This is a genomic window from Nocardiopsis sp. NRRL B-16309, assembly GCF_001279585.1.
GTDB lineage: Bacteria > Actinomycetota > Actinomycetes > Streptosporangiales > Streptosporangiaceae > Nocardiopsis.
This window is the reverse complement of record NZ_LGEC01000092.1, coordinates 141,294-165,440: the sequence shown is the minus strand read 5'-3', so window position 1 is coordinate 165,440 and position 24,147 is coordinate 141,294. Positions and strand designations below refer to the sequence as shown.

The 24,147-nt window shown below is 72.7% G+C and carries 21 protein-coding genes; 12 read left to right on the top strand and 9 right to left on the bottom strand.

Annotation, left to right across the window (positions count from 1 at the left end; all coding sequences use genetic code 11):
• Positions 1–39: 39 nt before the first annotated feature.
• Positions 40–3,117, top strand: coding sequence for an NACHT domain-containing NTPase (locus tag ADL05_RS21440; RefSeq protein ID WP_053618781.1), 3,078 nt, complete (start codon positions 40–42; stop codon positions 3,115–3,117).
• A gap of 78 nt (positions 3,118–3,195) precedes the next feature.
• Positions 3,196–6,531, top strand: a complete 3,336-nt coding sequence (locus tag ADL05_RS21435) for an NACHT domain-containing NTPase (RefSeq protein ID WP_231640853.1) — start codon at positions 3,196–3,198, stop codon at positions 6,529–6,531.
• On the opposite strand, the gene ADL05_RS21430 is transcribed toward ADL05_RS21435, so the two are convergent.
• Complete coding sequence (locus ADL05_RS21430; protein ID WP_053618780.1) at positions 6,509–7,315, bottom strand: Sir2 family NAD-dependent protein deacetylase; 807 nt, start codon at positions 7,313–7,315, stop codon at positions 6,509–6,511. The two genes, ADL05_RS21435 and ADL05_RS21430, sit on opposite strands and share 23 nt — an antisense overlap.
• A gap of 165 nt (positions 7,316–7,480) precedes the next feature.
• Between ADL05_RS21430 and ADL05_RS21425 the strand changes: the two genes are divergently transcribed.
• Positions 7,481–8,365 (top strand): sulfotransferase, encoded by an 885-nt coding sequence (locus ADL05_RS21425; protein ID WP_053618779.1) that lies wholly within the window; start codon positions 7,481–7,483, stop codon positions 8,363–8,365.
• On the opposite strand, the gene ADL05_RS21420 is transcribed toward ADL05_RS21425, so the two are convergent.
• Entirely contained in the window at positions 8,356–8,991 is a 636-nt protein-coding gene (locus tag ADL05_RS21420; protein WP_053618778.1) for a TetR/AcrR family transcriptional regulator, read from the bottom strand. The genes ADL05_RS21425 and ADL05_RS21420 overlap by 10 nt on opposite strands.
• 146 nt (positions 8,992–9,137) lie before the next feature.
• On the opposite strand from ADL05_RS21420, the gene ADL05_RS21415 reads away from it, so the two are divergent.
• Positions 9,138–10,169 (top strand): DMT family transporter, encoded by a 1,032-nt coding sequence (locus ADL05_RS21415; protein WP_231640852.1) that lies wholly within the window; start codon positions 9,138–9,140, stop codon positions 10,167–10,169.
• Positions 10,170–10,347: 178 nt separating this feature from the next.
• On the opposite strand, the gene ADL05_RS21410 is transcribed toward ADL05_RS21415, so the two are convergent.
• Positions 10,348–10,884, bottom strand: a complete 537-nt coding sequence (locus ADL05_RS21410) for a RidA family protein (protein WP_053618777.1) — start codon at positions 10,882–10,884, stop codon at positions 10,348–10,350.
• Positions 10,885–10,988: 104 nt separating this feature from the next.
• Here ADL05_RS21410 and ADL05_RS31220 point away from each other — a divergent pair, with 104 nt between their 5' ends.
• The gene (locus ADL05_RS31220) at positions 10,989–11,150 is read left to right on the top strand and encodes a hypothetical protein (protein ID WP_197285881.1); all 162 of its coding nucleotides are present in this window, start codon (positions 10,989–10,991) and stop codon (positions 11,148–11,150) included.
• Between the two features lie 13 nt (positions 11,151–11,163).
• Here ADL05_RS31220 and ADL05_RS21405 read toward each other — a convergent pair whose 3' ends face one another.
• Positions 11,164–11,991, bottom strand: a complete 828-nt coding sequence (locus ADL05_RS21405; RefSeq protein WP_053618776.1) for an aldo/keto reductase — start codon at positions 11,989–11,991, stop codon at positions 11,164–11,166.
• 229 nt (positions 11,992–12,220) lie between these two features.
• On the opposite strand from ADL05_RS21405, the gene ADL05_RS31925 reads away from it, so the two are divergent.
• Positions 12,221–13,645 (top strand): helix-turn-helix domain-containing protein, encoded by a 1,425-nt coding sequence (locus ADL05_RS31925; RefSeq protein WP_053618775.1) that lies wholly within the window; start codon positions 12,221–12,223, stop codon positions 13,643–13,645.
• A 184-nt stretch (positions 13,646–13,829) separates the two neighbouring features.
• Positions 13,830–14,423 carry a Dps family protein gene (locus ADL05_RS21395; protein ID WP_053618774.1) on the top strand — a complete coding sequence of 198 codons (594 nt, stop codon included), beginning with the start codon at positions 13,830–13,832 and terminating at the stop codon, positions 14,421–14,423.
• Between the two features lie 168 nt (positions 14,424–14,591).
• Here ADL05_RS21395 and ADL05_RS21390 read toward each other — a convergent pair whose 3' ends face one another.
• The gene (locus tag ADL05_RS21390; RefSeq protein ID WP_053618773.1) at positions 14,592–15,542 is read right to left on the bottom strand and encodes an NADP-dependent oxidoreductase; all 951 of its coding nucleotides are present in this window, start codon (positions 15,540–15,542) and stop codon (positions 14,592–14,594) included.
• Positions 15,543–15,608: 66 nt separating this feature from the next.
• Here ADL05_RS21390 and ADL05_RS21385 point away from each other — a divergent pair, with 66 nt between their 5' ends.
• From ADL05_RS21385 to ADL05_RS21375, 3 genes are all read left to right on the top strand, one after another.
• Positions 15,609–16,016 (top strand): helix-turn-helix domain-containing protein, encoded by a 408-nt coding sequence (locus ADL05_RS21385; RefSeq protein ID WP_053618772.1) that lies wholly within the window; start codon positions 15,609–15,611, stop codon positions 16,014–16,016.
• 295 nt (positions 16,017–16,311) lie between these two features.
• Positions 16,312–17,139 (top strand): rhamnogalacturonan acetylesterase, encoded by an 828-nt coding sequence (locus tag ADL05_RS21380; RefSeq protein ID WP_053618771.1) that lies wholly within the window; start codon positions 16,312–16,314, stop codon positions 17,137–17,139.
• A gap of 44 nt (positions 17,140–17,183) precedes the next feature.
• The gene (locus ADL05_RS21375; RefSeq protein WP_231640851.1) at positions 17,184–18,353 is read left to right on the top strand and encodes a pectinesterase family protein; all 1,170 of its coding nucleotides are present in this window, start codon (positions 17,184–17,186) and stop codon (positions 18,351–18,353) included.
• Between the two features lie 288 nt (positions 18,354–18,641).
• Here the strand turns inward: ADL05_RS21375 and ADL05_RS21370 are convergent, their stop codons facing one another.
• Positions 18,642–19,391, bottom strand: a complete 750-nt coding sequence (locus ADL05_RS21370) for a MerR family DNA-binding transcriptional regulator (protein ID WP_053618770.1) — start codon at positions 19,389–19,391, stop codon at positions 18,642–18,644.
• Between the two features lie 116 nt (positions 19,392–19,507).
• Here ADL05_RS21370 and ADL05_RS21365 point away from each other — a divergent pair, with 116 nt between their 5' ends.
• The gene (locus tag ADL05_RS21365; protein ID WP_053618769.1) at positions 19,508–20,680 is read left to right on the top strand and encodes an erythromycin esterase family protein; all 1,173 of its coding nucleotides are present in this window, start codon (positions 19,508–19,510) and stop codon (positions 20,678–20,680) included.
• A gap of 95 nt (positions 20,681–20,775) precedes the next feature.
• A complete protein-coding gene (locus tag ADL05_RS21360; RefSeq protein WP_053618768.1) occupies positions 20,776–21,213 on the top strand; it encodes a heme-binding protein in 438 nt (145 codons plus the stop codon).
• 151 nt (positions 21,214–21,364) lie between these two features.
• Here ADL05_RS21360 and ADL05_RS21355 read toward each other — a convergent pair whose 3' ends face one another.
• The 3 genes from ADL05_RS21355 to ADL05_RS21345 are packed head-to-tail and all read right to left on the bottom strand — an operon-like array spanning position 21,365 to position 24,052.
• Positions 21,365–22,234, bottom strand: a complete 870-nt coding sequence (locus tag ADL05_RS21355; protein WP_053618767.1) for an ABC transporter permease — start codon at positions 22,232–22,234, stop codon at positions 21,365–21,367.
• The gene (locus ADL05_RS21350) at positions 22,224–23,003 is read right to left on the bottom strand and encodes an ABC transporter ATP-binding protein (RefSeq protein WP_053618766.1); all 780 of its coding nucleotides are present in this window, start codon (positions 23,001–23,003) and stop codon (positions 22,224–22,226) included. Before ADL05_RS21350 ends, ADL05_RS21355 begins: the two co-directional genes overlap by 11 nt.
• Positions 23,000–24,052 carry an ABC transporter substrate-binding protein gene (locus tag ADL05_RS21345; RefSeq protein ID WP_053618765.1) on the bottom strand — a complete coding sequence of 351 codons (1,053 nt, stop codon included), beginning with the start codon at positions 24,050–24,052 and terminating at the stop codon, positions 23,000–23,002. The genes ADL05_RS21350 and ADL05_RS21345 overlap by 4 nt, the downstream gene beginning before the upstream one ends.
• Positions 24,053–24,147 lie beyond the last annotated feature (95 nt).

Below are 24,147 nucleotides of genomic sequence, written 5' to 3'. Positions count from 1 at the left end.
CCCGCGTTCCACCCCTGATGCGGAAAGGCCCCCGCGCCGATGGCCAAGCAGCTCACGTACGCCGACGCCCTGAGAATCCTCGGCAACAACGACTCGGAGGTCCTGGACCTGGCGGAGAAGCTCACCGACGGCGGGCTGGGGCTGGTCGGGGTTCCGGACCTGTTCGGGGCCCGAGGCGCGCTGGTGAGCAAGGGACGCCAGGCCCTGGAGGGGATCCGGGGCAAGCTCAAGGGTGAGAGCCGCCTGTCGCGGACGGAGAAGATCGCGGCTGCCTTCCGGATCCTGGTGATCGTGGCGTTCTTCGAGGCAGTGGACGAGTGCCTGACGGAGATCGGGGCCCCGTTCACCCTCGCGGACCTGGAGATGACCGCGGAGGAACGAACGGCGTTGCTCCGACTGCCCGCTCCCGCCGCCGGTCCGCTGCCGGACGTGTCCTTGGAGGCCCGAACCGCCGAGGAGCCCCGGGTGATGACCCGCGTCCTGGTCCGGTTCCTCCCCGGACTGGTCGCCGTGGAGAAGCACGGCATCACGGCGAGCGACCACCCACTCCTGCGGAGCCTGTCCGAACGGCTGCCGGTGTTGGCCACCGAGCGCCAGAACGAGCTCTACCGGCGGTTGGCGGCCGAGGTCCCCGAGTTTGGCATGTGGGCGCACCAGGACGAGCACCGGCGCACACGGCAGGAGCTCACCACCGGACTGCGGGACCTGCGCCGCCACCTGGAGCAGGTGCGCTCGCACCGACCGGTGGACGACCGGCGGCGCGAGATCGCCGCCGTCTACCGGGCGGTGCTGCGGCAGCCGTTGCTGCGCTCCGACGACGCTCCTCGCGGGATCGTACTCCCGACCCTGGAGGACGCCTACATCCCGCCCCGGGGCCGCGTCGCCCTCGCCCTCACGACGAGCTCCCCGTCTGTGGAGGAGTGGTGGACGGGGCGCCCGGTGACGGACGACCTCCAGACGGCCATCGCGGCCCGGCTCGTCCACCCACGGAGCACCGAACACCCCCTGGTCCTGCTCGGCCATCCAGGCGCGGGCAAGTCCAAGTTCACCGAGATGCTCGCCGCCCAGCTGCCCCCGGACGACTTCCTCCCGATCCGGGTGGAGCTGCGCGCCGTCCCGCCCAACGCCCCCGTCCACGTCCAGATCGAGGAGGGTTTGGCGGCCGCACTGCACACCCGGGTCTCCTGGCGGGAGCTGGCGGAGTCGGCCGACGGCGCACTTCCCGTGATCATCCTGGACGGCTTCGACGAACTCCTTCAGGCCACCGGGGTGGACCGCAGTGACTACCTGGAGAGGATCCAGGAGTTCCAGCAGCAGCAGGAGGCCCTCGGGCAGCCCGTGGCCGTCATGGTGACCAGCCGCACCGCCGTCGCCGGTCGGGCGCGCATTCCCGACGGCACCACGGTGATCCGGCTCGAACCCTTCGACGACGCCCAGATCGAGCACATGCTCGTCGTGTGGAACCGGGCCAACGCCGGCGCGCTCGCCGCCGCCGAGCTGGAGCCGCTCTCCGCCGACGTCCTGCTGCCCTACCGGGAGCTGGCCGAGCAACCCCTTCTGCTGCTGATGCTGCTGGTATACGACGCCGACGGCAACGCGCTGAGCAGGGCGGCGGAGAAGCTCTCGCACGGAGAGCTGTACGAACGGCTGCTCACGAAGTTCGCCCGGCGGGAGGTCCACAAGCACCGGCCCGGACTCGGCGGACCGGCTCTGGTCCGGGCGGTCGAGGACGAGCTGCGCCGCCTGGAGATCGCGGCGACCGCCATGTTCAACCGGGGCAGGCAGAGCGTGCACGCCGACGAACTCGACCGCGACCTGGCCGTCCTCATGCCGGAGGCCGCACAGCGCCCCGACGACGCCGACCTGCACGGACGGATCGCCCCTGCGCACCAGGTGTTCGGACGGTTCTTCTTCGTCCACGAGTCCCGCGCCCAGGGGACCGACTCCCCGGCGAGCGTCTTCGAGTTCCTACACGCCACCTTCGGCGAGTACCTGGTGGCCCGGGCGGTCACCTCGGCTCTGGATGAATTGGTCGAGGACCGGGCCCGGTCGCTGCGGCGGCGGGGCGGCCCCCAGCACCTGGACGACGGCGAACTCCACGCGCTGTCCTCCTTCGCGGCCTTCGCCGGGCGGGAGAAGGTGGTGGACTTCCTGGACGAGCGACTCGGGCACCGGTTGGCGGATGATCCCGACCTCGTCGGGGGATACACCGCGCTGCTCCTCGAACTGTTCCAGGAGGCGCCCTTCCCCGCGCCCAACCGCTCGTACACCTCCTACGAGCCGCAGCGGCTCGCGATGTCCGCCAGGGAGGGCCGCTACACCGCCAACCTGGTCACGCTGCTCGTCCTGGTCGCCCGGCGGCCCCTGCGCCTGAGCGAGCTCTTCCCCGAGGCGCGCGACCACTGGCACGCCTGGCGTACGACCGTGGCGCAGTGGCGGGCCCTGCCGTCGAGCCAGTGGTTCGGAGTCATGGACACCCTGCGCATCCGCCACCACGGCTACTTCGACGGCAACGATCCGTTCACCACGGTCGAGCGGGAGGCCCGCTTCCCCGTCAACGTCGGTGAGTGCCTGGGCTTCGACCTGCGAGGGGACGTGGACAGCCAACCGTCCGTGCTCGACCCGTACAAGATCACCGTGCCGTACTCCTCGGTGACCTCCAAGCTGCTGCGGTCCATCGCGCTGCAGGCCAGCGGCACCACGGCGAGGATGAGCCTCATCCTCCTGCCGTACCTGAGGCATGTGTCCCTGGACCTGGGGACGTGGTACGCGGACCAGGAGACCGACACCGCATGGGTCCAGGCCCACGAGGTGCTGCGGCTGCGCCTGGAGCCGCCGACGTGGCGACCCCAGGAACGGATGGAGACCTACCGAAGGCTGCTGGCGGGGCGAGTCCTGGGACCAGTCCAGTCTCTGGTCCTTCGGCAGGCGGCCGAGGACCTCGCGTATCTCCTGTCGGCATCCGACGAACACGTGCGCTTGGTCCACGTGGTGTCCGACTACCTGACCGGGGTGCAGGGATTCAACCTTGAGGAAGACACGCTCGACCTCGATCTGCTCGACCACGTGCTGAAAGACCTGCGCCGTCTGGTTCCCGGGCTGAAGCTGCCCTGGTAACCGGCTCCGGCCTCGTGGGACGACCACGACTGACGACTCCCTCCCCTCCCCCGATGACGGAAAGGCACCACACCCTCCATGGCGAAGCAGCTGACCTACGCCGACGCCCTCAAGACGCTCGGCGGCAACGACTCCGAGGTCCTGGACCTGGCCGAGAAGCTCGCCGACGGCGGGCTGGGACTCGTCGGAGTCCCGGACCTGTTCGGGGCCCGGGGCGCGCTGGTGAGCAAGGGACGCCAGGCCCTGGAGGGCATGGCGGCCAAGCTCAGGGGCCAGAGCCGCCTGTCGCGCACGGCGAAGATCCAGGCCGCGCACCACGTCCTGGTCCTGGTGGCGTTCTTCGAGGCGGTGGAGGAGTCCCTGGAGGAGGCGGACGCCCCCTTCGCGCTGGCGGACCTGGAGTTCACCCGCGAGGAGCAGGTCCGGCTCCTGGACCACGTCCTCACGCACTCCGGCTCCCTGCCGGTCCCCTCCCTGGGCTCCGCCTGGGCCCCGCGCTTCTTCTCCGACCACCTCTTCCGGTCCTTCACCGACATCCTGCTCGGACTCGCCGTCGCCGAGGAGCACGGCGTCACCTCCGACAGCCACCCCCTGCTGCGGCGGCTGCGCGAGGTCGTGCCCGACCTGGCCGCGCGGCGGTACCACGAGTCGTACCGCCGGCTCGCCGCGGAGATCCCGGAGTTCGGGATGTGGGTGCACCTGGACGAGCACGAGCGCACCCGACGGGCCGTGGGGACCGGGCTCACGGAACTGAGGCGCACGCTGGAGGGGATCGGCTCCCGGCGCGAGGTGGCCGGTCGGCGGCGCGAGCTGGCCGCGGGGTACCGGGCCGTGCTGCGGCAGCCCGTCCTGCGGTCGGACGACGCCCCTGCCGGGCTCGTCCTGCCCCCGCTGGAGGACGCCTACGTCCCCCCGCGCGGACGCGCCGGGTACGCCGTGCGCGGCGGCACCCCCTCCGCGGAGGACTGGTGGGAGGCCCTGCCGGTGGAGGACGACCTACAGGGCGCGGTCGCCGCCCACCTCGTCCACCCCGTGGCCACCGAGGTGCCCACCGTGATCCTGGGGCACCCCGGCGCGGGCAAGTCCAAGTTCACCGAGATGCTCGCCGCCCAGCTGCCCTCGGACGACTTCCTCCCGATCCGGGTGGAGCTGCGCGCCGTCCCGCCCAACGCCCCCATCCACGTCCAGATCGAGGAGGGGCTGACCGCCGCACTGCACACCCGGGTCTCCTGGCGCGAACTCGTGGAGTCGGCCGACGGCGCCCTGCCGGTCGTCATCCTGGACGGCTTCGACGAACTCCTCCAGGCCACCGGCGTCGACCGCTCCGACTATCTGGAGCGGGTCCAGGAGTTCCAGCACCAGCAGGAGGCCATGGAGCAGCCGGTCGCGGTCATCGTCACCAGCCGCACGGTGGTCGCCGACCGCGCGCGGTTCCCGGACGGGTCCATGGTGATGCGGCTGGAGCCCTTCGACGACGTGCACATCGAGCGCATGCTCCAGGTGTGGAACCGGGCCAACGCCCACGCCTTCACCGCGGCCGGGCTGGAGCCGCTGACCGTGCCGGACCTGGCCCCCTACCGCGAACTCGCCGAGCAGCCCCTGCTCCTGCTGATGCTGCTGATCTACGACGCCGAGGACAACGCCCTGCGGCGGGCCTCGGAGGAACTCTCGCACGCGGACCTGTACGAACGCCTGCTCACGATGTTCGCCCGGCGGGAGGTCGACAAGCACCGGGCGGGGCTGGGCCGGGACGACTTCGACGCGGCCGTCGAGGACGAGCTGCGCCGCCTGGAGATCGCGGCGCTGGCGATGTTCACCCGCCGCAAGCAGACTGTGAGCGCCGACGAGCTGAACGAGGACCTGGCGGTCCTCATGCCGGACGCGGCCGTGCGCGCCGAGGACGCCGACCTGCACGGACGGATCGCACCCGCGCACCAGGTGCTCGGCCGGTTCTTCTTCGTCCACGAGTCCCGGGCCCAGGCGACCGACGGGGCGGCGAACGTCTTCGAGTTCCTGCACGCCACCTTCGGCGAGTACCTGGTGGCCCGGGCCGTCCTCGCCGCCCTGGACGTGGTGGAGGAGTCGCGGCCCCGTCCCTCACGGCGCCGGGGGCGCGGCCGCACGGCCCGGCCGGACGACGGCGAGCTGTACGCGCTGTCCTCGTTCGCGAGCTACGCCGGGCGGGAGAAGGTCGTGGAGTTCCTCGACGAACTGCTCCGGCGGCGGCTGGAGGAGGACCCGGGGGTCGGCGCGGACTACGCCTCGCTGCTCAACGAGCTGTTCCGGGAGGCGCCGTTCCCGGCCGCCAACCGCTCCCTGACCGACTACGAGCCCGTGCGGCTGCCCCACACCCGGCGCGAGGCCAACTACACGAGCAACCTGCTGTTGCTGCTGTGCCTGGTGCGGTCGGAGCCCGTGGACGCGCGCGAGCTGTTCCCCGGCGCGTCCGAGCCCCACCAGGAACTCCAGCAAGTCACGTCGATGTGGCGCACGCTGCCCGGTGCGGAGTGGTTCAGCATCGTGTCCGCCCTGCGCGTGCGCCACCTGAGCGGCTGGGACGACGACGGCCCCCTCACCGTCGTCGAGCGCGAGGACGGGTCCCCGGTCAACGTCGGTGAATGCCTGGGCTTCGAGATCCGGGCGAACCAGCGGGAGGCTCCGTCGCTGATCGACCCCTACGGCATCACGGTGCCCTACGAGTCGACCACCTCGCGGCTGCTGCGGTCGATGGCGATGCGGGTCAACGGAACGGCGGCGCGCTTCACCCTGGGTCTGCTTCCCTACCTGCGGCACGTCTCCACGGACATGGCCACCTGGTACCTGGACCAGCGGCGGGGCCGGGACACGTCGTGGACGGAACTGCACGAGATCCTGCGGCTCCGCCTGGAGCCGGTCGCCCTCGACCCGGCGAAGCGGCTGAACAGCTATCGAAGGCTGCTGGCCGAACCGGCGCTCGGCCGTATCGAACTCCTCGTCCTGCGCCAGGCGGCGGAGGACCTGTCGCTCCTGCCCGAGGACGCCGACCAGCACGCCCGCCTCACCGCGCTCGTGCGCGGCCACCTCCAGAAGGTGGGACTGATCGTCGCGGGGCCCGCGCTGCGCCCGGCGGAGGTCCGCCCCGTCCTGGAGGCCCTGGGACGCCACGTGCCCCGCCTGCCCGTGCGCCAGATCCTGGGGATGGCCGAGGAGGACGCGGCCCCGGCCGGTACGGAGCCGACGGACCGCTCCCCCGTCGCACCGCCTCCGACCGAGCCCTCCCCCGAGCCCGCTCCTGCCCACGCGCCCGCTCAGCCGATCGGGCCCACGCCCCCCACCGCGCGTCGGCACGCGCGACCGCGCGAGGTGCCCTACAACAGTGCCGGGTACTACGGGGATGACGACCGGCTCGATGTCAGGCCCCGGCCGCGGCCCTGACCCGTTCGACCAGGGCCGGGACGACGTCGCCGATGGGGTCGTGCAGCACCGCGGTGGCGAAGTCGTCGTACGGCGTCGGCTCGGCGTTGACCACGAGCAGGCTCGCCCGCGCCATCATCGCCACGTCGCACAGCCCCGCGACCGGGTGCACCGACAGGGACGTCCCCACGGCCACGAACACGTCGCACTCGCGCGCGGCCTGGGCGGCCCGCTCGATGACCTCGGGGTCGAGGCGCTGGCCGAAGGAGATGGTGTCCGACTTCTGGATGCCGCCGCAGCGCAGGCATTTGGGGTCGGACTCCTCGTCCAGGCGGGCGAGGACCTCCTCGGCCGGGGTGCGCAGGGCGCAGCGCATGCACCGCACCCACAGCAGCGTGCCGTGGACCTCGATGACCTCGCGGGCGGGCGCCCCGCCGCGCTGGTGCAGCCCGTCGATGTTCTGGGTGATCAGCGCCCGCAGCCGGCCCGTGCCGGCCAGGTCGGCCAGGGCGCGGTGCGCGGCGTTGGGCTCGGCGCTCCACGCCTGGTGGGAGCGGCGTGCCATCCACACCTGGCGGCGGATGGTCACGTCCGCCATGTACGTGTCGAAGTCGGCCATCGCCTCGGCGCCGGGATCCTTGGTCCAGACGCCCTGGGGGCCGCGGAAGTCCGGGATGCCCGAGTCCGTGGACACGCCCGCTCCGGTGAGCACGGTGATGCGGCCGGCGGAGGCCATCAGTTCGGCGGCCCGCTCGAAGCCCTCGGGGTCGGCGAACAGCATGGGGTCGGTGGTGATCGAGGCCATACCTCATTGTTGCAGCGACTTTCCCACCGGTTTCGCCCGGCACGGCGGTCCGGAGCGGGTGGTCGTCCTCCGGACGCCGTACCCTCGGTGCATCCGGGGGGCTTCGGGCGAAATGCCCGGCCGATGCGCACGAGAAGGGCAAAGGGTGCGAAAATCGACACAATCATGAAGCAGCCCTCCTACATCCTCGTGGTCAACGGGACCAAGGTCCAGCGCCCGGTGTTCGTCCTGGGCGCGCCCCACTCCGGGGTCCCGGTGATCGCCCGGGCCCTGTCCCGCGCTCCCGGCTTCCATCTGGGCGCGGGCGCCTCCGGTGTGCTCAACACCGTGTACGCGGTGGCCAGACGCCCCTCCCTCGCCACCGAGAAGGTGTCGGCGACGGCGACCCTGCTGCGCGAGGCCTACGCCGAGGCCTGGCAGCTCACCCCGCTGACCTGCCCGCGGTGCCCCGGGCCGTGGGCCCGCGTGCCCGCCAACACCTCCGCCGAGCCCTGCGAGCACAGTGCGGAGGTGCGCCGGTACGGGGACGCCAGCCCCGACCTGCTCTACTGCGCCCCGGCCCTGCACGCGGCCTTCCCCGACGCGCTCTTCGTGCAGATCATCCGGGACGGCCGCGACGTCGTCACGGCGATGATGGAGGACGAGCGCTCGCTCGCCTGGCTCAAGCCGAGCTTCATGAAGGTCGACCACGAGTTCCCCAACCACTTCTTCGGTCTGGAGGACGAGTCGGACCTCTCGGCGTTCTCCGAGGGCTCCACGCCCGCCAAGTGCGCGATGCGCTGGCGGGGCGCGGTACGGATGTCGGCGCGCCTGCGCCGGGAGATCGGTCCCGAGCGCCTGCTGACGCTGCGCTACGAGGACGTGCACGGCGGCGAGGTCGACACCGCCGAACGCCTGCGCGCGTTCACCGGGGCGCGGGTGTCGGCCACCGAACTGCTGACGGACCGGTCCTGGGGCATCGGTGCCTGGCGCGAGCACCTGACCCGCGACGACCACGGCGACGTCCACGAGGTGGCCTCGGTGGAGCTGTCGAGGCTCGGCTACGCCTGATCCGTCGGCGCCATGCGGGCCGTCACGAGCGCGTCGGCCGCGGAGCGGGCGATACGGGCGGCGTCCGCCACACCGGTGACGTTGCGCGCCACGACCGCGCCCTCGTGCAGCATCGCCAGGGCGTCGGCCAGTTCCCGCGGATCCTCGGCCCCCGTCCGGGCGGCCAGGCCGGTGTAGAGGTCGCGCAGCCACCGCTTCTGCTCCTCGGCCACGGCGCGGCCGGGGTGGTCGGGGTCGGACAGTTCGGCGTAGGCGTTGACCATGGCGCAGCCGCGCTGGTTCTCCTGGCCCATCCACGTGTCCAGGGCGTCGTAGGTGGCGGCGACGCGGGCGCGCGGGGAGTCGTCGGCGCGCTCGACGTGGCCGGTCAGGTGGGCCCGCCAGCGGGCGTCGCGCTCGCGCAGGTACTCCACGACGAGCCGCTGTTTGGAGCCGAACCGGTCGTAGATGGTCTTCTTGGTGACCTCCGCGCGTTCGGCGACCAGTTCCATGCCGACGGTGTTGATGCCGCGGGTGTAGAAGAGGTCGCCGGCCACGTCGAGGATGCGGCGCGCGGCCGGGGTCAGGGTCAGCGGCCGCTCCTGCGGCCGGGATCGGCGCGTGGACTGGGGCTTGGCGACGGCCATGGTGGCCCTTCCGTCGGGTGGACTGCTCCGGTACCGGGCGCGGTCCGGCGGGACCGGCCCACTACATCGCGAGTATACCGACCGGTGTGGTTACCTGCCGGAGAGGGCGCCGGACGGCGGCGCCCCAGTGTCGGGGGGAGGATCCCGTGCCGCGTTCCCTGGTGCCCGTCCTGCTCGCCGCGGGACTGGTCGTGATGTGGAGTTCCGGCTTCGTCGGAGCCGAACTCGGCACGCGGCAGGCCCCGGCCACGACCCTGCTCGCCTGGCGCTTCCTCGTGGTCGCCGGGATGCTGGCGGCCTGGTGCGTGTACCGGGGCACCCGGATGTCCCGGCGGGACCTGGTCCTGCACGCCGCGCTCGGTGTCCTGGCGCAGGGCGGCTACCTGTACGGGGTGGTCGCCGCGGCCCAGGTCGGGGTCGCGGCGGGCACCAGCGCCCTGGTCGCGTCCCTGCAGCCGCTGGTGGCCACCGCGCTGGCGGTGCCGCTGCTGGGCGAACGGGTGCGGGCCCGCCAGACCGCGGGCCTGGTGGTGGGCCTGGGCGGTGTGGGGCTCGTGGTCGGGTCGGATCTGCTGCGCCCCGGCGCGGCGCCCTGGTGGGGCTACGCGCTGCCGTTCGGCGCGATGCTCTCCCTGGTGGCGGCGACGCTCGTGGAGCGCCGCACCCGACCCGGCGGGTCCGTGGTGACCGCGCTGGCCGTGCAGTGCGCGGTGAGCGCGGTCCTGTTCACGGGCCTGGCCGCCGCCACCGGGACGCTGGCGCCCCCGGCCGCTCCGGGGTTCTGGGCGGCCGTGGCGTGGGTGGTGGTGCTGTCGACGCTCGGCGGATACGGGCTCTACTGGGCGAACCTCGCCCGCTTCGGCGTGGCGCGTGTGTCGGCGCTGCTGTACCTGACGCCGCCGACCACGCTGGTGTGGACCTGGGTCATGTTCCGTGAGGCGATGGGCGTCGGCGCCCTGGCCGGGACCGCGGTCTGCGCGGCGGCCGTGGCGCTGGTGCTGCTGCCGTCGCGACCGGCGGCGAGCACGCGGATGCCCGCCGGTGCGGCGAGCCGAGCGAGAGTCAGGTCGGGCACGGATCCTGACCGCGGCGCACATGGAACCGGGGGCCGGGCCGAGCGGGTGAAGCGAGCCGGGTCGGGCACGGAACCGGGGGCCGTGGTCGAGCACGGCTCATGACCGGGGTGCGGCGCCGGGCCGATGGCCAGGTCAAGCGGGTGAAGCGAGCCGGGTCGGGCACGGCTCATGACCGGGGCCGGGACCCGGCCGAGGGCCGAATCAGATGCGGCCCCGAAGTCCGAGCCCGACATGCGGCGCGAACGGGCGCGGGCCCGGGCGGGCCCCTCCGTCTGGACCGCTAGGAACCGGACCTCTGGTGTTCCGCCGCGGGTTCGCGGTCGCCGAAGCGGCCGGCGACCAGGGACTCGTCGATCTCCTCGACCAGTTCCCACGCCTCCTCGTCGTCGAGGGTGTCGGCGTCGCGCATGTCCGGGACCACGGCCGTGCAGACCACCTCGACGAGCGCGGCGGGGTCGAGCAGGTCGGTGACGCCCACGACCGACATCGGCGGGTAGTAGCGGCCCATGTGGCGGCGGTAGACCGACCCCAGGGTCCGGAGGTTGACCCGGTAGGCCCTGATGGCGGTGGTGTACACCTGCATGCTCACCACGTGCCCGGGTTCAGCGCCCGCGGCGCGCAGCGCCTCCACCGCGTTGGCCAGCGCCTGGTCGAACTGCTGGACGACGCTCTCGCCGACGACCGCCCCGTCGGGGCGGCGCGCGGTCTGCCCGCCGATCTGGACGGTGCGCCCGGGCGTGACCATGAGCGCGTGCGCGTACCCCACCGGCTCGGCCAGGGACAGCGGGTTGATGATCTTGTGCGGTGTCCGGTCCACCGACGGCCCCTCTGTTTCGTCACGGAACGTCCTCGGTCGCGCGTCCCGACACGGGCGGCCCACACCGGGAGGACTGCCGTGGGACGTGCGGATACGATGGACGCATGTCGATCACTGTGCTGCTGTCCGCTCTCGCGCTCATCGCCGTCCTGGGGCTGGTCGTCGCCATCTTCATCGGCGGCGGCGTCTACGTCGGCCGCCTCCGCCGCAAGGGCACCGAGACCGTCCTGTCCGACGCCCGCAAGGTGCGCGAGCTGCGCGACTGACCCGCGCGGCCGGTCAGTCGCCGTCGAACTCGTCGGGGTCGGGGCCGTAGCGGCTGTCGGTGTTGAGCCCGCTGACGCGGTCCATGTCCGCCTCGGCGAGCTCGAAGTCGAAGATCTCGAAGTTGGACCTGATCCGCTCCGGTGTCACCGACTTGGGGATGACCACGTTGCCGAGCTGGATGTGCCAGCGCAGCAGGATCTGGGCGGGCGTGCGCTCGTACTCGCGGGCGATGGCGGTGATGGTCGGGTGGTCCAGGAGGTTGCCCTGGCCCAGCGGACTCCAGGCCTCGGTGACGATGCCGTGCTTGGCGTCGAAGGCGCGCAGGTCCGACTGGGTGAGCAGCGGGTGCAGCTCGACCTGGTTGACCATCGGGGCGATGCCGCCCTCCTCCATGACCCGTTCCAGGTGCGCGGGCTGGAAGTTGCACACGCCGATGGCGCGGACGCGGCCCTCGGCGTAGAGGCGCTCCAGGGCCTTCCAGGTGGGCACGTACAGGTCGCGCCCCGGCAGGGGCCAGTGGATGAGGTACAGGTCCAGCCGGTCCATCCTCAGGCGTTGCAGACTGGCGTCCAGCGCGCGCAGCGTGGCGTCGTAGCCCTGGTCGGGGTTGGCCAGCTTCGAGGTGACGAACACGTCGTCGCGGTCGAGCCCCGACCGGCGCACCGCCTCACCGACGCCCGCCTCGTTGCCGTAGGCGGCCGCGGTGTCGATACTGCGGTAGCCCGTCTCCAACGCGGTCGACACGGCGTGGACCACGTCGTCGTCGCGCACCTGCCAGACACCGAACCCCAGTTGCGGGATTCGTAGTCCATTGTTCAACGTGATGCCGGGAACCGTCATCGCTCTTCATCCCCCGTTGACCCTGAGCGCGAGTTTCATCCTGGTTCGTGTGTCGCGGCAGCCCCCTGCCACAGTCGCATACTGCCATGTCGGAGCCTGACCGGCCCGTAGATAGGCCGTGCCTGTGCGCGCTTTTTACTCCCGTGACCAGCGATGGGCCGCCGCCGGCGGTCGCCCCGAACGGCACGCGGTACGCTCGGCCCCGTTCCGCTGCGGAAGGGGTGGGCCGATGGGCCGCGAGGAGCGCGCCCTCGTGGGTGCCGAGCTGGCGCGCGACCGTGCCGCCCTGGTGGACCGGATCGTCGCCGAGGTGTACGAGCGCGTGCCCGCCTACCAGGCGCTGCACGAGTCGCAGCTGACGGAGGTCCGCGCGATCGCCGGGTGGCTGGTCACCCGTTCGCTGGAACTGTGGGTGGGCGGCGCCACCGGGCTGGCTCCGGAGGACGTGGAGCGGTTGCGCGGTGTGGGACGTGCGCGGGCGGCGGACGGCCGCTCCATCGACGCGGTGGTGCGGGCCCACCGGGTGGGGTCCGCGGCGGCGGTCCGGCTGGTGGCGCGGGCCTCGGCCGACCGGCTCGACGCCGCGGACGTGTTCGCTCTGAGCGAACTGTGGCTGACCGCCATCGACCAGATCTCCGAGAGCCTGTCGGTGGGCCACACCGAGGCCGCACGGATGCTGGACACCGACGTCGAGCGGGCCCGGCGGACGTTCCTCGACGACCTGCTCATCGGCCGCCAGTCCTCGCGCGGGGCGGTCCGCGACCGCGCGCGCATCCTGGGCATCACCCCGCCCGATCCGGCCGTCCTGGTCGTGGCCGAGCCCGCGGCCGAGCCCTCAGGTGCCGAGCACCGCCCGGTTCCCGGGTCCGGCGCGGGATCAGGGCCGGGCCCTCGTGCGGGATCAGGGCCGGGCCCTCGTGCGGGATCAGGGCCGGGCCCTGGTGCGGGATCAGGGCCGGGAGCAGCTGCGGGACCAGGTTCGGGGCCAGGGCCAGGCGCTGTGGCGGGCTACGGTTCGGGATCGGCCACGGGCCTCGGTACACCAACGGTCTCCGGTTCGGGCCACGGCACACCGACAGGCCCCGGCGCGGGGCCGGCCGTGTCGGTCCCGGGCGCGATGGCCCTGCTCGACCTGATCGATCCCACCGGGGCCGACCCCCTGCTGACCACGCGTGCCGGACGCGCGGTCCTCCTGGTCGACCCGGCGGACGCCGCACAGGTGACGGCCGTGCTCGGCGGACGCCCCTGGCGGGGCTGCGCGCTGGCGCCACGGGCGCTCACCGGCATGTCGGCCGCCTACCGGCTGGCCGACGGCGCCCTGGAGACCGCGCCCGCGCACGCCTTCGGCGAGTGGGGCGTCCTCGGGGAGGCGGACGCGTGCGTCCTGGCCCTGCTGAACGGCGGCCCGGTCACACCGGACGCCGTCCGGCGGGCGGCCCTGGGCCCGCTGCTGTCCGACGGCAACGCCCACCTGCTGGAGACACTGCGCACCTACTTCCGGGCCGGTGCCGCGACCACGGCCGCCGACGCCCTGCACGTGCACCCGCAGACCCTGCGCTACCGGCTGCGCCAGGTGCGCGAGCTGACCGGCCACGACCCGCACCGCCCCTGGCCGCGCTTCGTCCTGGAGACCGCCTGCGCCATCGCGCCGTGACTCCCGCCTCGCACAAGGGGCCCCACCCGAGTCCGGCCGCCCGTTGGCGCCCCGGCCGGAAATCCCACCGACGTTTGGTCCGCACATGGTGTCGGTTTGCAGTTCCCGAGACGGTCGGTGTCCCAGACTGGGCGGCGGAGCTCATGCTGTGCTCCAGGTACCGAACGCCAGAAGGGGAGGCACCGTGACGAGCACGGACCGTTCGACGGAGACGCCCAGGCCACGCAGCAGCCAGCCGTGGCTGCACCAGAGGGGGAAGGAGATCCAGGAGTTCGGGTCGGTCCGCCAGCTGCCGGTCGGGTTGTCCTACAACGCGCGGATGTACTCGTGCCAGCGCCTCAACCAGGTCCTGGCCGACACGCAGATCCTGCACAGCCTGTACAAGAAGCACCACTGGCTGATGCGGGGCCAGACCTTCTACCAGCTGCACCTGCTGATGGACAAGCACGCGGACGAGCAGACCGCGCTGGTCGACAGCATCGCCGAGCGCGTCCAGACGCTGGGCGGCGTGGCCGTGGGGGATCCCCGGCACGTAGCGGAGATCACCAACATCCCCCGGCCCCCGAACGGTGTCGAGGAGGTGCCCGCGATGCTCTCGCGCCTGCTCGAAGCACACGAGACCATCCTGCAGGACGCCCACGACGCCGCGGCCCGCACGCAGGAGCAGGGCGACGACGGCACGAACGACCTGCTGGTGTCGGACGTGATCCGGACCGGGGAGCTCCAGGCCTGGTTCCTGGCCGAGCACCTGGTGGACACGCCGATCGTCCACTCGTGAACCACCGCGTGAGGGGTCGGACCGGCTCGGTCCGACCCCTCCCCCGTGTCCGGGGCCGGTCCCGTGAGGCGTTCACCGGGTGGCTCCACCACGACACCACCACCGGTTCCGTACCGCGATCAGCGGCCCTCCCGCCTCACGCGCTCCCCACCTCTCAGGGTGGTACTCCTAGGTCAGGGTGAGCACGATCTTGCCGGTGGTGCGCCCGGTCTCGCCGCGCTCGTGGGCCCGGGCGGCCTCCTCCAGCGGGAAGGTGTCGCTGACCACCGGTCGCAGCCGCCCGTCCTCGACCAGGGCGGTGATCGACTCCAGGGCCGTGTGGTCGGGCTCGACCACCACCGTGGTGCCGCGCACCCCGCGGCCCTCCTCCGTGGCCGCCGCGGCCACGCCCTCGACGTCGAAGGGGTTGGACAGTCCGATGTAGAGGCCGCCCGGGGCGAGGACGCGCATCGAGCGCTCCAGGTAGTCGCCGCCGATCGTGTCGAGGACCACGTCGACGCCGCTGACGGCCTCGGCGAAGTCGACCGCCGTGTGGTCCACGACGTCGTGCGCGCCCAGGTCGCGCACGAGCTCGTGCTTGCCCGCGCTGGCGGTGCCGATGACGTGGGCGCCGAGCGCCCGGGCGATCTGCACGGCGAAGTGCCCCACGCCGCCGCCCGCGGCGTGCACCAGGACGCGCCGCCCCTCCTTGATACCGGCCGTGTCGACGAGGGACTGCCAGGCGGTGAGCGCGGCCAGGGGGACCGCCGCCGCCCCGACGTGGTCCAGCGTCGTCGGCTTGCGGGCGAAGTGCCGCGCGGGAGCCGTGACGTAATCGGCGTAGGCGCCGGGCCGGTGGGGGAAGTTCGGCATCCCGTAGACCTCGTCGCCCACCGCGAACCGGGTCACGCCGGGGGCGGCCGCCGTGACGACACCGGACACGTCCCAGCCCTGGGCGATCGGCAGCGAGTACCAGTAGCCGCTGGCGCGCTGCTTCCAGTCCGTCGGGTTCACGCCCGCGGCGTGGACGCGCACCTGGATCTGTGTGAGCTCCGGCTCGGGGCGGGGTGCCTCGATGAGGCGCAGGACCTCGGGGCCGCCGAGCTCTTCCTGCTGAACGATGCGCATGTGCTCTGTCATGGGAACCAGGCTGCCGGTTAAGGTACCCGTTGTATAGAAGGCACTTTCGAGACCTATAGGTACCACGTGTATACCACTCCTGACCTGCAAGAATTCGGCGGAGCCGACGCCTACCTCCGTAGCTGCGCCTCGCGGAGCGTGGTGGACCTCATCTCCAACAAGTGGGTGTGCCTGGTGATCGGCGCACTGGCGTCCGGCCCGATGCGCTTCGGCGCCCTGCGCCGGCGATTGGACGGCATCACCCAGAAGATGCTCACGCGGACCCTGCGCGACCTGGAGCGCAGCGGACTCGTCGGCCGGGAGGTCTTCCCGACCACGCCGCCGCAGGTGGAGTACAGCCTGACCCCGCTCGGGGAGAACCTGGGTGTGCTGATGGGAGCGATCCGGGTCTGGGCCGAGGAGCACATGAACGAGATCACCGAGGCCCGCGCGGACTACGACGCCCGCACCCTGGAGCCCGTCCGCCCGCTCTGACCGCGCGCACCCGGCGTGCGCGGGCGGGCCGGACCGACCGTCCCCCGCGCTCGACCCGAGGGGGCGCCGAGCGTCAGGCGACGACTGGGCCCGTGGTCTGTGCAAACGATTGTGGCCAGGCTCTCGCGACCCCCGCGCGCTTCACGGTCGCCAGTTCCCTGGTTCCGCTGGCGACCCGTCCGAATTCTGAGCAAATCGACGCGCGGGCCTTGACGTTTCGTCGTGGTTTCGGGGAGGGTCATGCAATCGGTTGCAGAGCCAACGCTCTGGAAAGCGCTTCCCCTGGAGAGGCCCCATGATCCGTCGCAGCTTCCTCGCCGCATCCGCGGCCGTCCTCGGCGCCCCGCTGATCGCCACCCCCGCCTGGGCCGCCCCCGGCCGGGCACCGCGCGTGTTCGTCACGGGCGACTCCACCGCCTCCACCTACGCCGCCGGTGAAGCGCCCCGGACGGGCTGGGGCCAGGCCCTGGAACTCTTCCTCGGCCACGGCGCCACCGTCGACAACCGCGCCCTGTCCGGCGCCAGTTCCAAGAGCTTCGCCGACCTGGGCCTGCTGGACGGGGCCCTGGCCGACATCCGCCCCGGCGACTACATGCTGGTCTCCTTCGGCCACAACGACTCCAAGTCCGCGGACCCCGACCGCTACACCGAACCCTGGAGCACCTACCAGGAGCAGCTCACCGTCTACCTCGACGGCGCGCGCGAGCGCGGCGCCCACCCGGTCCTGGTCACCTCCGTCGAACGGCGCCGCTTCACCGGTGACGGCGTGCCCCGGGAGTCCCATGGCGACTACCCGGCGGCCATGCGCGCCCTGGCCGACCGGGAGGGCGTGCCCCTGGTCGACCTCACCGCGCTCAGCCTGGGGCTGTGGGGCGAACTCGGTCCCGACGGCACCAAGGACCACTTCCTGTGGCTGGACCCGGGCGCCCACGCCAACTACCCGGACGGCGTCGAGGACAACACCCACTTCCAGGCGCACGGCGCGATCGAGGTCGCGCGCCTGGTCGCCGCCGCGCTGAAGCGGCAGCGCATCCTGCCCCCGTACCTCGTCCGCCGCCTGGGCGACGACCTCCCCGACTCCGCGGTGACCTGGCCCGCCGAGCGCCCGGTCCAGGCCGCGTGAGCGCGGACCACGCCCCGGCCCCCACTCCCCCGGAAGGAGCACCCGTGCGCACCACCCCGACCACGGCGCTGCGGCTCGCGGCGCTGCCGTTCGCGCTCGCCGGCGTCCTGGGCGCCTCCGCGATCGCGACGGCGTCCACACACGAGCCCCCCGCCCCCAGTACGACGGCCGCCACGGCCACCGGCACGAGCACCGCAAGCGAGGCGATCCCCGTGAGCGACGACGACACCGCGGACGTGATCACGGTCGAGACCGACGGATCCGGCGACTTCTCCAGCGTCCAGGAGGCGGTCGACGCCGCGCCCGCCGGTGCCACCGTGCGCATCGGCCCCGGCGTGTACCGCGGACCCGTGGTCGTCGCCGCCTCCGACCTGACCCTCGTCGGCGCGACCGGCGACCCGCGGGACGTGGTCATCACCGACGACCGCGCGTCCGGCCTGCCCAAGCCGGGCGGCGGGACATGGGGGACCTCCGGCAGCGCCAGTGTCGTCATCTCCGGCGACGACGTGCACAGCCGCGACCTGACCTTCGAGAACTCCTTCCTACGCGAGGAGCACCCCGAGGTCACCTCCACGCAGGCTGTGGCGGTCCGCACCACCGGTGACCGCCTGGTGTTCGACAACGTGCGCTTCCTCGGGCACCAGGACACCCTCTACGCCAACTCGCCCAACACGGAGACCACCTCCCGGCAGTACTACCGGAATTGCTACGTGGAGGGGGACGTGGACTTCGTCTTCGGCCGCGGCACGGCCGTCTTCCACGGGTGCGAGATCCGCTCCCTGGACCGCGGCAGCGACAGCGACAACGGGTACGTGACCGCGCCCAGCACCCCGCCCGAGCAGGAGTTCGGATTCCTGTTCACGGAGTCCTGCTTCACCAGCGACGCCCCGCCGGAGTCGGTCTACCTGGGCCGCCCGTGGGTGCCCAGCTCCGACCTCGACGCCCGTCCCCAGGCGCTGATCCGCGACTCCTGGATGGGGCGGCACTTCAAGGAGCAGGGCTGGATCGAGATGTCCTCCGGACACGACTGGCGCCAGTTCCAGCTGCGCGAGTTCGCCAACAAGGGTCCGGGCGCGCTGAACACCCCGGACCGCCCGCAGATGAGCGCCGAGGAGGCCGCCGGCCACACCGCCGAGGCCTACCTGGCGGGCTCCGACGGCTGGAACCCGGTCCGTGAGCCCGCCCGGCCGGTGTGCACGGCCCGGGGCCGGTAGGAGCCGCGTCCCGTACGGGGCCCTCGGCGCGCACGACGGCGCGCCGAGGGCCCGTCATGTTCAGGCCCGCGAGTCCCCGGCCCGGGGGCGAAGCGCCTGGGCTCGGGGGCCCGTCTCCGCACACGGCGGGTCGTGCACGGAACCGGGAGGGCCCGTCGGCTCAGGTCCACGTCCGCTCACGGCGGGTCGTGCGCAGTCCCGGAAGGGCCCGTCGGCTCGGGCCCGTCTCCGCTCAGAGCAGGTCGTGCGCAGGCCCGGGAGGGCCCGTCGGCTCGGGTCCACCTCCGCTCACGACGGGTCGTGCTCAGAACCGTTCGTCCTTGGTGTCCGGTCGGGGTCCGGCCCGGACCGGCCGCGGGCGAGCAGGGCCAGGTACTCGTCGAGCGGCCCGCCCGCCGCGAGCATGGCGCGGCCGCGCCGGGCGATGCGCGCGCGCCACTGCCGGAGCACGTCGTCGAGGGCGTCCGCGCCGCCGGCGGACCGGAGCCGCGCCACGAAGTCCGCGATCCGGGCCAGCCCGTAGCCGCCGCGCCGCAGCTGACCGGCCGCGTGGGCGTCGCGGACCGCGTCGGGCGGGTAGAGCCGGTATCCCGTGGCCGGGTCGCGCTCGGGTCGCAGGATCCCGGCCCGCTCCCACTTGCGCAGCGACGCCGGGTGCATCCGGAGCCGGTGCGCGAGCACGCCGATGGTCACCCCGCCGGTGTGCGGCTCCGGGTCCGCGGTGAGGGCACCGAGGGCCGCGGTGACCTCGTCGAGGGTTCGGCGCTCCTGGAGGAGGTCGGCGTGCGCCTCGTCCAGCAGTCGGAACAGCGCCGCCTCGTCGTCGCGTCCCGCGGCACGCATGACCTCCGCCGCCGTCCCGTGCCCGAATCCGGCGCGGAGGGCGAGGAAGGCGCGCAGCGCCCGCGCGTGGACGGCCGTGTAGCGGCGGTAACCGGTGGCACTGCGTTCGGCCGACGGCAGGATCCCCTCGTCCTCGTAGTTGCGGACCGCCTGCGCGGAGAGCCCGTGCTCACGGGCGAGATCGATCGGTCGCATGCACCCGTCCTTTGAGGGTTGACCGCCATGAGAACGGTGAATCGGCGGAAAAGTCTCAACCGGTAGTTCAAGGATACGGTCGAAGGCAGTCGATCGTTCCGAGGTGAGGATCTGTGATGTCCCTTTCCGACTACGGCCTGCGCGCCGACCCGGGCCCCGCGGTGGGGCGCCTCCTGGACGCGTGGGGGCGCACACCCCGGCTGCTGGGCATGGGCGAGCCGACGCACGGTGTGGAGAAGTTCCTGCTGCTGCGCAACGAGGTGTTCGCCCACCTGGTGGAGCACCGGGGGTTCCGGTCCTTCGCGCTGGAGACCGACTGCCTGGCCGCGGCGGCCGTCGACGACCACGTCACCGGCCGCACGGACGGCCTGGACTTCGACACGGCCCTCAGCCACGGGTGGGGCGCCCTTCCGGGCAACCGCGCCCTGGTGGCGTGGATGCGGGAGTACAACGAGGGCCGCGGGCCCGGGGAGCGGGTCAGGTTCCACGGGATCGACTCACCGCTGGAGATCTCGGGCGCGGCCAGTCCGCGACCGGCCCTGGAGGCCGCGAGCCGGTACCTGCGCGACCACCTCGGCCGGGTGCCGTCCGGCGCGTTCGCCGACATCGACGACGCCGCCTGGGAGAACCCGGCGGCCATGATGGACCCCTCGGCGTCCGTCGGCGGCTCCGACGAGGCGCGGGCCCTGCGGGTGGCGGCCGACGACATGATGGGCGTCTTCGAGGCCGAGGCCCCCGGCCTGCGGCGGGCCGACTCCGACGAGGGGTACGAGCGCGCGCTCCTGTTCGCCCGGACCGGGCGGGGGCTCCTGCGCTACCACGCGGCCATGGCGTCGGAGGCGCCCGACCGGCTGGCGCGCATGCTCGGGCTGCGGGACGCGATGATGGCGGACCACCTCCTGGCGGTCGCCCGGACCGGCGCTCCGTGCCTGGTCTCCGCGCACAACACCCACCTTCAACGCGACCGCTCCACCGTGCGCTTCGGCGGGACGGACCAGCACTGGTGGAGCGCCGGTGCCGTCGTGGCGTCGCTGATCGGGGACGGTTACGCCGTCATCGGCACCGACTCCGACGCGGTGGTGTCCGACGGGTCGAGCCTCCAGGCCGCGTTGGCGGACGCGACGCCGGACCGGGCGCTGTTCCCGGTGGAGCGGCTGGCCGACCTGTGCGGACTGCCTCCGGCCGAGTCCGCGGACCACCGGTACGTCCCGCTCTCGGGCCTGGACGGGGTCGACGCGGTCGCCTTCGTCACGGGGGTCCGGCTGGACGAACTGCCGAAATACTCCTGACAAAGGACCACGAATCCGGAGAATGCCGGTCTTTCCGACCGGTTGTGCAGGGCTTACCTTCGTGTGGTGACCATCACTCGACCGAAGGGGCATGCTTGGCAGCCATCACTCTGGATCAGGCGCGGGCGCTGATCGACGGCGCTCTGAAGTACGCGGAATCCAACGACCTCCAACCGCTCACCGTCGCCGTCCTCGACCCCGGCGGGGTCCAGGTCGCCCTGGCCCGGCAGGACGGGTCGGGCCTGCTCCGACCCGACCTGGCGGTGGCCAAGGCCTGGGGCGTGCTCGGGCTCGGCATGTCCACCCGGGCGATCGCCGCCCGGGCGGAGCAGTCGCCGGAGTTCCTCACCTCGGTCGCGGCACTGGCCCAGGGGCGCGTCGTCACCGTGCCCGGCGGTGTCTTCGTCCGGGACGCCGAGGGCGCCCTGCTGGGAGCGGCGGGCGCGACCGGCGACACCTCCCTCAACGACGAACTGAGCCTCGTCGCGGGGATCCGCTCCGCCGGGCTGTACCCCGAGACCGGGGCCGAATAGCCCCTCGCGGCCCCCGGGGCATCCCCGGGGGCCTGCGCGTCCAAGTCCTGCGGGACGCCTGGGGGCGGGTAGGCCGTCCAACCCACCCTGGCCACTGGGGGTCAGTTCGGGGCCAAAGCGAGGAACGAGCGGCGGCCCCGGGAAGACACTGTCAGGTGACACCCCAGCGGGCGCGGATGGAGCGGTCGGCCCAGGAGAAGAACACGTCGATGACGATGCCGATGAACAGCACGATGACGACGTAGCTCAGCAGCTGCTCGGCGTCGTTGAGCTGGCGGGCCTGGCTCAGCGCCCAGCCGATGGAGTTCTGCTGGTCGATGATGACCAGCAGCTCCCCCGCCATGAGGGAGCGCCAGGCGAAGGCCCAGCCCTGTTTGAGCCCGGTGACGAACATCGGCAGCGCGGCCGGGACGATGAGCAGGGTGTAGCGCTGGACGCCGCGCAGGCCCATGGCGTGCCCCGCGCGCATCAGCTGGCGGGGAACGTAGTCGATCCCGGAGATGAGCCCGCCTGCGATGGAGGGCGCCGCGCCCAGGATGATGACGAACATGATCGCCGACTCGCTGATGCCGTAGAGCAGCATCGCGAACGGGAACCACACGATCGACGGCATGGTCTGCAGACCGGTGATGAGCGAGCCGATCGCCACCCGCAGGATCTTGACCTGCGAGACCGCCAGCCCCAGGAGAACACCGACCACCAGCGCCAGCGCGAAGCCCGCGAAGGCCCGGCGCATCGTGACGCCGACCGCCTCCCAGAACCCCGCCGAGGTGATCTCCTGGGCGATCCGGGGCAGCACCTGGTCGGGGCCGGGGAAGACGTAGACCGGCCGCCACCCGCTCCACGCCACGGCCTGCCAGGCCGCCAGGACGATGGCCACGGCCACCAGCTTGGGCCACGTGGCCGCCCACAGGGTGCGCGCCCTCGCGGAGAGGCCGACCCGCTGCCCCTCGCCCGGCTTCTGTTCCAGGGCGTCCAGGCCCTGGAGCTGGCGGTCCCGCACGGAGGACTCACCCGGCATGGCGCGACACCTCCACGCGCAGTCGGTCGGTGATCTCGGCGGCCTGGGAGGCGATCTCGGCGGAGTCGATCCGGCGGGGCCGGCGCCCGTTGACCTCGAACTCCTCGATGACGCGGCCGGGGCGGCTGGAGAGCAGGATGACCCGGTCGCCGAGCCGCACGGCCTCGCGCACGTTGTGCGTGACGAACAGGATGGTCAGGGACTTCTCGCGCCAGATCCGCTCGACCTCGTCGTGCAGGATGTCGCGGGTCATCGCGTCGAGCGCGCCGAAGGGCTCGTCCATGAGCAGGACGTCGGCGTCCTGGGCCAGGGCTCGGGCCAGGGCGACGCGCTGGCGCATGCCTCCGGAGAGCTGGTGGGGGCGCTTGTGGGCGAAGCCGGTCAGCCGGACCAGGTCCAGGAGTTCGGCCACCCGCCGCCTGCGCTCGGCCTTGGGCACCCCGTTGACCTTCATGGGCACCTCGATGTTGCCGCCGATGGTCAGCCAGGGGAAGAGCGAGGCCTCCTGGAACATCATGGCCACCCGGTGGCCGCCCACGTCCACGGTCCCGACGGTGGGCTCCTCCAGGCCCGCGACGAGGGAGAGCAGCGTGCTCTTGCCACAGCCGGAGGCTCCGACGATGGCGACGAACTCGCGCGGCCGCACGGAGACGGACATGCCGTCGATGGCGGTCAGCGCGCCGGGGCCGTGCCCGAACACCTTCGTGATCCGGTCGATCTCGATGGCGGCGGCGCGCGTCCTGGCCGGGCTCTCGGTCGTGACGCTCACTTGTCCTCCTGGGGTCCGGTGATCTGGTCCCGTCCGTCCTGCGCGAGCAGGTCGTTGAGCGGTTCGAGTGCGTACAGTCCGTCCAGGTCGACGGGGTCGAGCAGGCCGGCGGACTCGGCGTGCCCGGCTCCGGCGGCCAGGGACGGGGCGATGGGGTCGACGGTGAACTCCAGGCGGCCGAAGGCGGACTCGACGGTCCCGGCGGGCAGGCGGCTGCCGGTGACCTCGGCCAGCTGGTCGGCGGCGGTCCGCTGGGCCTGTTCCGGGTCGGCGTTCATCCGGTCGACGGTGTCCAGGTGCGCGCGCAGGAGGCGCTCGACCCGGTCGGGGTGGGTGTCGAGGTAGTCGGCGCCGACGACGAGGTTGGCGGTGACGAACGCGCCGCCGGTCTCGGGCCACAGGTCGGCCTCGTCGACCAGGAGGTGGCCGCCGTGCTCCCGCAGGAGCCGGCTGAGGTGGGGTTCGGGCAGGAAGGCGCCGTCGATCTCCCCGAGGGCGAAGGCGTCCACGATCTCGGCGTTCTGCTGGGGGATGATGGACAGGTCGCCGCCGCCGGCGGTGTCGACCTCCCATCCCTGCTCGGCGGCGAAGTGCCGCAGGGCCACGTCCTGGGTGTTGCCGAGCTGGGGCGTGGACAGGGTGGTGCCGACCAGGTCGTCGACGTCGTCGATGCCGGTCCGCACGACCAGGCCCGCCCCGCCGGAGGTGGAACCGGCCACGACCCGCAGCGCGGCGCCCTCGGACTGCGCCCACCCGTTGATGGTCGGGTTGGGACCGATGAAGGCGGCGTCGACCTCTCCGGAGAAGAGCGCGTTGACCAGGTCGGGCCCGGCGTTGAAGGTCTGGACGGCGACCCGGGCGTCCGCGCCGAGCGCGTCGGCGTAGGCGTCGTCGTGGTCGGCGACCAGGGCCGGGGCGTGCGTGATGTTGGTCAGGTACCCCACGGTGAGGTCGTCGCCGTCGTCCGGGCCGCCGAGGGCCGCGCAGCCGACGGCGGCCAGGCTCACTGCCAGGGCCGCCGCGGCGAGGACGGGCGTTCGCACGCTCATGTGGGCACTCACCTCGCTGGTCGACGATTCCAGGGAAACTCTACTTAAGAAGTAGGTTTTGTGGAACCCGGACGCTCCCACCCCGTGGGACCGGC